Origin of the sequence: Phycicoccus avicenniae, from assembly GCF_018139485.1 — a bacterium.
Classification (GTDB): Bacteria; Actinomycetota; Actinomycetes; order Actinomycetales; family Dermatophilaceae; genus Phycicoccus; species Phycicoccus avicenniae.
In genome coordinates, this window is record NZ_JAGSNF010000014.1 from 32,532 (window position 1) to 41,321 (window position 8,790).

General features: G+C 74.6%; 7 protein-coding genes. All 7 read right to left on the bottom strand.

The window, feature by feature from the left end:
• Window positions 1-4 precede the first annotated feature (4 nt).
• The 7 genes from KC207_RS10405 to KC207_RS10435 all read right to left on the bottom strand — a co-directional run bounded on the left by KC207_RS10405 (window position 5) and on the right by KC207_RS10435 (window position 8,471).
• Window positions 5-1,009 (bottom strand): ribose-phosphate diphosphokinase, encoded by a 1,005-nt coding sequence (locus KC207_RS10405; RefSeq protein ID WP_282958968.1) that lies wholly within the window; start codon window positions 1,007-1,009, stop codon window positions 5-7.
• The gene (gene glmU / locus KC207_RS10410; RefSeq protein ID WP_211602963.1) at window positions 1,006-2,469 is read right to left on the bottom strand and encodes a bifunctional UDP-N-acetylglucosamine diphosphorylase/glucosamine-1-phosphate N-acetyltransferase GlmU; all 1,464 of its coding nucleotides are present in this window, start codon (window positions 2,467-2,469) and stop codon (window positions 1,006-1,008) included. Before glmU ends, KC207_RS10405 begins: the two co-directional genes overlap by 4 nt.
• A gap of 126 nt (window positions 2,470-2,595) precedes the next feature.
• Complete coding sequence (gene ptsP, locus KC207_RS10415) at window positions 2,596-4,278, bottom strand: phosphoenolpyruvate--protein phosphotransferase (protein WP_211602964.1); 1,683 nt, start codon at window positions 4,276-4,278, stop codon at window positions 2,596-2,598.
• A 5-nt stretch (window positions 4,279-4,283) separates the two neighbouring features.
• On the bottom strand, window positions 4,284-4,553 hold the full coding sequence (locus KC207_RS10420) for an HPr family phosphocarrier protein (protein ID WP_211602965.1): 270 nt from the start codon (window positions 4,551-4,553) through the stop codon (window positions 4,284-4,286).
• Window positions 4,554-4,597: 44 nt separating this feature from the next.
• Window positions 4,598-6,745, bottom strand: coding sequence for a PTS fructose transporter subunit IIABC (locus tag KC207_RS10425; protein WP_211602966.1), 2,148 nt, complete (start codon window positions 6,743-6,745; stop codon window positions 4,598-4,600).
• Window positions 6,746-6,765: 20 nt separating this feature from the next.
• Window positions 6,766-7,713, bottom strand: coding sequence for a 1-phosphofructokinase (pfkB, locus tag KC207_RS10430; protein ID WP_211602967.1), 948 nt, complete (start codon window positions 7,711-7,713; stop codon window positions 6,766-6,768).
• A complete protein-coding gene (locus KC207_RS10435; protein ID WP_211602968.1) occupies window positions 7,710-8,471 on the bottom strand; it encodes a DeoR/GlpR family DNA-binding transcription regulator in 762 nt (253 codons plus the stop codon). Before KC207_RS10435 ends, pfkB begins: the two co-directional genes overlap by 4 nt.
• Window positions 8,472-8,790: the final 319 nt, after the last annotated feature.

An 8,790-nucleotide genomic window follows, 5' to 3' on the forward strand; every position in this document is an offset into this window, starting at 1 on the left:
CGGGTCAGGCGCGCCCGCCGAAGAGGCTCGTCACCGAGCCGTCCTCGAAGACCTCCTTGACGGCGGCGCTGATGAGCGGGGCGATCGACAGGACGGTGAGCCCGTCGAACTCCTGGGCCGCGGGGATCGGGAGGGTGTTCGTCACGATGACCTCGCGCGCCGCGCACGCCTGGAGCCGCTCGACGGCCGGCTCGGAGAGGATCGCGTGCGTCGCGGCGATGACGACCCCCTTGGCCCCCGCGGCCATGAGGGCGTCGGCGGCCTTCGTGATCGTCCCCGCGGTGTCGATCATGTCGTCGACGAGCACGCAGACCCGGCCCTCGACGTCGCCGACGACCCGGTTCGCGACCATCTCGTTCGGCCGGTTGATGTCGCGGGTCTTGTGGATGAAGGCCAGCGGCACCCCGCCGAGACGCTTCGACCACTGCTCGGCGACCTTGATCCGCCCGGCGTCCGGCGAGACGACGGCGAGGTGCTCGTCGCCGTAGCGCCGGGCGACGTACTCGGACAGGACCGGGATCGCCATGAGGTGGTCGACCGGGCCGTCGAAGAAGCCCTGGATCTGGTCGGTGTGCAGGTCGACGCAGATGAGCCGGTCGGCGCCCGCCGTCTTGAACAGGTCGGCCATGAGCCGGGCGCTGATCGGCTCGCGGCCGCGGTGCTTCTTGTCCTGGCGCGCGTAGCCGTAGAACGGCATGACGACGGTGATCCGCTTCGCGCTCGCCCGCTTGAGCGCGTCGACCATGAGCAGGTGCTCCATGACGTTCTCGTTGATCGGGCTCGTGTGGCTCTGGATGACGAAGGCGTCCGAGCCGCGGACCGACTCCTCGAACCGGACGTAGATCTCGCCGTTGGCGAAGTCGTAGGCGCTCGTCGGCACGAGCTCGGTGCCCAGCTGCGCCGCGACCTCCTGGGCGAGGCCGGGGTTGGCCCGCCCGGAGAAGACCATGAGCTGCTTCTTCGGCCGCTTGCGGATGTTGGCCGACGGCGGCCGCGTGTCCTTGCTCACCGGGGGGTGTCCTCCGTGTCGTCGCTGCTGTCCGCCGTGCGCGCCCGCTCCGCGGCCTCCGCCGTGGGGGTGCCGGCCCGGGCCCGGGCGACCCAGCCGTCGACGTTGCGCTGGCGCCCGCGGGCCACCGCGATCTGGCCGGGCCCGACGTCGCCGGTCAGGGCGCTGCCGGCGGCGACGTACGCGCCGTCGGCGACCTCGACCGGGCTGACGACGACGGTCTGCGAGCCGACGAAGCTGTGCGCCCCGACCCGGCTGTGGTGCTTGGCGACGCCGTCGTAGTTGGCGAAGATCGTGCCGGCGCCGATGTTGGCGCCCTCGCCGATGGTCACGTCCCCCGCGTACGTGAGGTGCGGGACCTTGGCGCCGTCGCCGATCTCGGCGTTCTTGGTCTCGACGAACCCGCCGATCTTGCCGCGGGCCCCCAGCCGGGTCCCCGGCCGCAGGTAGGAGTAGGGCCCGACGGTGGCGCCGTCCCCGACGACGGCGAGGAGGGCGACGGCCCGCTGGACCTGCGCCCCGTCACCGACTTCGGTGTCGGTGAGCGTGACCTCGGGCCCGACGACCGCGCCGGCGCCGATCGTCGTCGCACCGAGCAACTGGGTGCAGGGCAGGACGGTGGTGTCCTGGCCGATGCTCACGTCGACGTCGATCCAGGTGCTCGCGGGGTCGACGATCGTCACGCCCGCCCGCATGTGCCGCTCGCACACCCGCTCGTTGAGGACCCTGCCGAGCGTCGCCAGCTGGACACGGTCGTTGACGCCCTCGGTCTGCCACGCGTCGTCGACGACGTGGGCCCGCACCTCGCGGCCGGCCGCGCGGGCGATCTGGACGACGTCGGTGAGGTACTTCTCGCCCTGGGCGTTGTCGGTCCCGACCCTGGCCAGCGCGTCCCGCAGCAGGGCGGCGTCGAAGGCGTAGATGCCGGAGTTGATCTCGGTGAGGGCGCGCTCGTCCTCGCTGGCGTCCTTCTGCTCCACGATGCGGGCGACGTGGCCGCCCTCGTCGCGGACGACGCGGCCGTAGCCGGTCGGGTCGGGCACGTGGGCGGTGACGACGGACACGGCGCTGCCGCTCGCGTCGTGCGCCTCGGTGAGCGCGACGAGCGTCTCGCCGGTGAGGAGCGGGACGTCGCCGTACGTCACGAGGACCGTGCCGTGCAGGTCGGCGGGCAGGGCCTCGAGGCCGCACTCGACGGCGCGGCCGGTGCCCTTGACGTCGTCCTGGTCGGCGATGACGAGCCCGGCGTCGAAGCCGGTGCAGAACTCGACGACCCGCTCGCGGGCGTGCCGGACGACGACCGAGACGTGTGCGGCGCCGGTGTGCCGCGCCGCCCGGACCGCGTGGCCGAGGAGGGTGGTCCCGCCGAGCGGGTGGAGGACCTTCGGGAGGGCGGACTTCATCCGGGTGCCCTCACCCGCCGCGAGGACGATGACGGCGGCCGGTCGGGGGGTGCTCACGCTGGCTGCTCCAGAGGGGTCGGGGCCACGGGCCGCGGTCAGCCTACCGCCGGGCCCGGCACCCTCGTCGCCTCCGGGTCGCTCGCTGCCGCGCCGTCCTGCGGCGCACCGTCCTGCGCCCGGTCGTCAGAGCAGGTCGGTCAGCTCGTCGGACGCGCCCGCGCGGACGGCGGCGAGCGCCTCGGTCGCCGTCGCCGCCTCGCGGGCGGCCTCGGCGAGCGCCTGGCACTGCGGCAGACCGTGCAGCGACAGGGCGAGCCGCACGACGGGGACCTTGCTCGGCGCCATCGACAGGCTGCCGACCCCGAGGCCGGTGAGGACGAGCGCGAGCAGCGGGTCGCCGGCCGACTCCCCGCACACCCCCATCGGGACGCCCGCGCGACGCGCCCCGTCGCAGGCCGCGGCCACGACGTCGAGGACCGCCGGCTGCCACGGGTCGAGGAGGTCGGACAGCTCGCCCTGCATCCGGTCGGCCGCCATCGTGTACTGCGCGAGGTCGTTCGTCCCGAGGCTGCCGAAGTCGACGTCGGCGAGGACGTGCCGCGCCCGCAGGGCCGCGCCCGGCACCTCGATCATGACGCCGGCCTTCGGCAGGCCGTTCTCGCGGACGCGCCGCGCGAACCAGGCCGCCTCCTCCGCCGTCGCGACCATCGGGGCCATGACCCGGACGTCGGCGCCGGTGTCGCGGGCCGCCACGGCCAGCGCCTCGAGCTGGGCGTCGAGCAGGTCCGGTCGCAGGGCCGACATCCGCAGCCCGCGCCGGCCCAGGGCCGGGTTCTCCTCGGGACCGAGGTCGGCGAAGGCGAGCGGCTTGTCGGCCCCGGCGTCCAGGGTCCGCACGACGACCCGGCGGTCGCCGAACGGCGCGAACACCCGGCGGTAGATGCTCGCCTGCTCCTCGACGGTCGGTGCCGCGTCCGAGGACAGGAAGACGAACTCGGTGCGGAAGAGCCCGACGCCCTCCAGGTCCTGGGCGCCGGCCTCCTCGGCGTCCTGGACGCCCCCGATGTTGGCGAGCAGCGCGACGTGGTGGCCGTCGGCCGTCACGCCCGGACCCGCGGAGGCCGCGAGGGCCTCGGCCCGGCGCTCCCGGCGCAGCCGCTGGGCATGCACGACCTCGGGGTCGGGGGCGACGGTGACCTCGCCGGAGTCGCCGTCGACCGCGACCGGGGTCCCGGCGGGGATCGCGAGGGCGGCGGCCACCTGGACGACGGCCGGGATGCCCATCTGGGCGGCGAGGATCGCGGTGTGGCTCGTCCGGCCACCGGCCTGGGTGACGATGCCGACGACGAGCGAACGGTCGAGGGTCGCCGTCTCGGCCGGCGCGAGGTCCTCGGCGACGACGACGCTCGGCTCGGTGATGGTGGGGATGCCGGGAGCAGGCACCCCGAGGACGGCCGCGACCGCCCGGGAGCCGACGTCCCGCAGGTCGGTGACCCGCTCGGCGAAGTACCCGCCGAGGGCCTCGAACTGCGCGGCGTAGACCTCGACCGCGGCCGCGACGGCGTTCGCCGGGCCGAGGCCGCGGGCGATCGCCTTCGCGGCCTCCTTGACCAGGCCCTTGTCGCGGGCGATGAGGGCGGTCGCCCGGAGGATCTCCTGGGCGGTGTCGTCCGACCGGGCGGCGCGCTCGTCGAGGGCGGCCGCGACGGTCCCGAAGGCCTCCCGTACCTGGGCCAGGGCGGCCTCGGTGTCGGCGGGCGCCGGCTCGTCGGCCGGCGGCCGGACCGGCGGCGCGACGAGCACCACCGGTCCGTACGCCGTCCCGGGGCTGACCCCGATGCCCTGACGGGTCTCCGTCGCGGCCACCTCGCTCACTCCGCGTCGAGGTCGCGGGAGAGAAGCTCGACGAGGCCGTCGAGGACGGCGTCGGCGTTCTCGCCCTCCGCGGACAGGACGACCTCCTCGCCGTGGGTGGCGCCGAGGGCCATGACCCCGAGGATGCTCGTCGCGTCGACGGGCTCCTCCCCGGGACGGGCGATCTCGACGTCGAGGCCGGACTCGCTGGCCTGCTCGACGAAGAGTGCGGCGGGCCGGGCGTGGAGACCGACGGACGAGGCGATGGTGACGGTGCGCTGAGGCATCGGGCTGCTCCTGCTGGTGGCTGGTGGTGAGTGGGTGGGTGGGGTCAGACGGTCGCCGCGGCCTCGACCGCGTCGAGCCGGCCGTCCCGGGACTTCAGGACGACGACGATCGTCGCCATGACGACCACGCCGACGGCGAGGGCGAGGAGGAAGAGCAGGACCTGGCTCACACTGCCCATGATCGGCAGCACCCAGACCCCGCCGTGCGGGGCGCGGATCGCGGCGCCGAAGAGCATCGCCAGGCCACCGGTGATCGCCGACCCGACGACCGAGGAGGCGATGATCCGGGCCGGGTCGGCCGCCGCGAACGGGATGGCGCCCTCGGAGATGAACGAGGCGCCGAGCAGCCACGCGGCCTTGCCGTTCTCCCGCTCCGGCTCGGAGAACAGGCGGGGGCGGACGGTCGTCGCGAGGGCCATCGCGAGCGGGGCGACCATGCCGGCCGCCATGACCGCGGCCATGACCCGCAGCTCCGGGCTGTTCGAGGCGGCACCGGCCGCGCCGAGGCCACCGGTGGCGAAGGCGTAGGCGACCTTGTTGACGGGTCCGCCGAGGTCGAAGCCCATCATCGCGCCGAGGATCAGCCCGAGGAGGAGGGCGCTGGAGCCGCTGAGCCCGCCGAGGGCCTCGCTCAGGGAGTTCGTCAGGGCGACGATCGGGCGGCCGAGGACGGTGATGAAGAGCCCGGCCGTGACGAGGGTCGAGACGATCGGGATGACGACGACCGGCATGACGCCACGGACGCCCTTGGCGACCTTCCAGCCGGAGACCCACCGGGCGACGAGCCCGCCGACGATGCCGGTGACGAGGCCACCGAGGAAGCCGGCGCCCATCGTCGCCGCGATCGAGCCGCCGACGATGCCGGGGACGAGACCTGGGCGGTCGGCGATGGCGAAGGCGATGAAGCCGGAGAGGATCGGCACGAGGAAGCCGAAGGCGGCGGCGCCCATGACGAACAGCAGCGCGGCCCAGGACGTGAGGCTGATCGGGTCGAAGTTCTGGGTGATGTTGAACTCGCCCTCGGCGGTAAGACCGTACTGGACGATCTCGATGGCTCCCTGCTCGCCGAGCGCGACCTGGGCGAGCATGAAGGCGAGCGCGATGAGGATGCCGCCGGCGGCGACGAACGGGATCATGTAGGACACACCGGTCATCAGCCACTGACGGACGCGGGTCAGGGTCGACGCCCCGTCCTCGACCTTCGTCACGAGCCCGCCGGAGGACCCGGCGGTGGCGGCCGCGGCCGTCGCGGCCCGGGCCTTCTCGGGGTCGGCCTCCCACTCGGCGACGAGCCGCTCGGCCTCTGCGACGAGCTGCGGCCCGTCGGAGATGCCGCGCTTGACGCCGACGTCGACGAGCGGCTTGCCCGCGAAGCGCGCGGCGTCCTTGACGGGCAGGTCGTGGGCGAAGATCACGGCGTCGGCGGCCGCGATCTGCGCGGCCGAGAGCGGGCTCGACCCGGCCGACCCCTGGGTCTCGACGGTCATCGTGTGCCCGGCGGCCTTCGCCGCGTTCTCGAGCCCTTCGGCGGCCATGTAGGTGTGCGCGATGCCGGTCGGGCAGGAGGTGACGCCGACGAGGGTGAGCGCCCGCGTCGACGGGGTCGCGACGGCCGCCGGGGCCGCCGGCGGGGTCGTCGTCGAGGCCTCGGACGACGCCGCGGCGCCGGACGTGGCGGCGGTCGAGCCCGTGCCGGCGGAGCCCGTGGAGGCGGCGGCGGAGGTCGGCGCGGTGGCCGCGGGGCTCTCGTCCACGGAGACCTCGGCGGAGACGAGGCGGACGACCTCCTCCTCGGTCGTCGCTGCGGACAGGGCGTCCTTGAAGTCGGTCTTCATGAGCGCGCGGGCGAGCTTCGGCAGCATCTTCATGTGCGCGTCGCCCCCGCCCTCGGGCGCGGCGATGAGGAAGACGAGCCGCGCCGGGCCGTCCTTGGCCCCCCAGTCGATGCCGTCGGTGCGGCCGAACACGAGCGAGGGCTCGGTGATCGCGGCACTGCGGGCGTGCGGGATGCCGATGCCGCCGGGCAGGCCGGTCGCCATCTTGGCCTCGCGCTTGCCGACGTCGGCGAGGAAGGCGTCGAGGTCGGTGCAGCGCCCGGAGGCGACGAGTCGCTCGGCGAGGACCCGGGTGGCCTCGTGCCGGTCGGCACCGCGGAGGTCGAGGACGACCTGCTGCTCGGTGATGAGGGACATGCGGGTGTTCCTTTCGGGGGTCACGCGCCGAGCGGGCGGGTGAGGTCGGGACTGCGGGTGTGGTCGACGGGGATGGCCCGGAGGTGCTCCGGCGCCGGGACGCGGCTGCCGGGGAGGGTGACGGCGGCCGCGCCCCAGGCGACCGCCGTGCGGAGCGCGTCGAGCGGGTGGGTCCCGCTCGACAGGCCGTGGAGCAGGCCGGCGAGCATGCAGTCGCCGGCGCCCACGGTGGACAGGGGATGGGTGATCGTCGCCCGGGCGTGCAGGACCTCGTCCGCCGTGACGAGGAGCGCGCCGTCGGCCCCGAGGCTGACCGCGACGGTCTCGATGCCGTCGGCCACGAGGTCGGCGGCCGCGGCGTGGACGTCGGCGAGGGTGGGGAGACGGTGGTCGACGAGCTCGGCGAGCTCCTCGTGGTTGGGCTTGACGAGGTGGGGGCGGGCCGCGACCGCGGCGGCGAGGGCCGTCCCGGACGAGTCGACCGCGACCCGGACGCCGCGGGAGCGGACCCGGCGGACGAGGTCGGCGTAGAGACCCTCCGGGGCACCCGGCGGGAGGCTGCCGCAGCCGACGACCCAGCCGGCCCCGTCCGCGGCGGCGAGGGTCGTCGCGAGGAGGGCGTCCACCTCGTCGCCGGACAGGCGCGGCCCGGGCTCGTTGAGCTTCGTCGTCGTCCCGTCCGGCTCGAGGACGCTGACGTTCATCCGCACCGGACCACCGACGGAGACGCTGCGCCGGGGCACGCCCGCCGCGTCGAGGAGGTCGTCGAGCAGGTGACCGGCCGGCCCGCCGGAGGGGATCACCGCGACCGTCCGGGCCCCCTGCGCCGCGAGGGCGCGCGAGACGTTGACGCCCTTGCCACCCGGGTCGATGCGGCTCTCGGTCGCCCGGTGCACCTCGCCGCGGCGCAGCGCGTCGATGACGACCGCACGGTCGACCGACGGGTTGGGGGTGAGGGTGACGATCACGCCGTCACGACCTCGGGGCCCGCGGCGCGCATCTCGGCGGCCACGTCGTCGGACAGGTCGGTGTCGGTGACGACGACGTCCAACTCGTCGAGGCTCGCGAACCGGTGCAGGTGGTCGTCGCCGGCCTTGCTCGAGTCGGCGGCGACGACGACCCGACGGGCCGCCCGGACCATCGCCCGCTTGACGAGCGACTCGGCCTGGTCCGGCGTCGTGAGGCCTCGCTGGACCGACACCCCGTTCGTGCCGAGCACGGCGACGTCGACGGTGAGCCCGTCGAGCGCCCCGGTCGCCCAGGACCCGACCGCCGCCCCCGTGACGCCGCGGACCCGGCCGCCGACGAGGTAGAGGGTGACGCCCGGGTGCGTCGCGAGGACGGCAGCGGCCGCCACGGAGTTCGTGAGGACGGTGAGGTCGGCGTCCGGGGGCAGCAGCTCGACGACCGCCTGGGTCGTGGACCCGGAGTCGAGCAGGACCGTCCCGCCGGCGGGCAGCTCGTCGAGGACCCGGGCCGCGATCCGGCGCTTGGTGTCGGTGAGGCGGGTGGAGCGGGCCGCGAGCGTGGGCTCGAGCTCCAGACGCTCGACGGGGATCGCGCCGCCGTGGACCCGGCGCAGCGACCCGCGGCGCTCCAGGGCCGTGAGGTCGCGCCGCACGGTCTCGGTGGCGACGCCGAGGGAGTCGGCGAGCGCCGTCACCTCGACCCGGCCCTCCCGTCGCGCCTCCGTGAGGATGCGCTGCTGCCGCTCCGCTGCGTACATCGGACTCCTTCGTCCCTCCGGCCCACCGTCGGGCGCGTTGGAGCCACGATAGCCACATGTATCAACTCATGTAAAGAGAAACGGGCGCCCGATTCTGTGGGTTTCTGACGGAGCGCGGACCGGGCCGGGCGGACGGCGGTGACCCGGACGGTCGAAGACGGTCGAGGGGTCACGACGCGCTGACCACCAGGACCGGCGACTTCAAGGGGTGAGTGCAACACGACCTGCGGAGGTGTGTTGTGACGTTGAAGGTGGCTCGTCGTTTCGAGGATGTGTTCTGGCGGGAGTACCGCCGGCACGGACGGGTGGAGGTCGCGGC

Excerpts from the sequence above, each read along its gene's own strand:
- KC207_RS10420 (WP_211602965.1), bottom strand. The coding sequence starts at position 4,553 with ATGCCTCAGCGCACCGTCACCATCGCCTCGTCCGTCGGTCTCCACGCC.
- KC207_RS10425 (WP_211602966.1), bottom strand. The coding sequence starts at position 6,745 with ATGTCCCTCATCACCGAGCAGCAGGTCGTCCTCGACCTCCGCGGTGCC.
- KC207_RS10435 (WP_211602968.1), bottom strand. The coding sequence starts at position 8,471 with ATGTACGCAGCGGAGCGGCAGCAGCGCATCCTCACGGAGGCGCGACGG.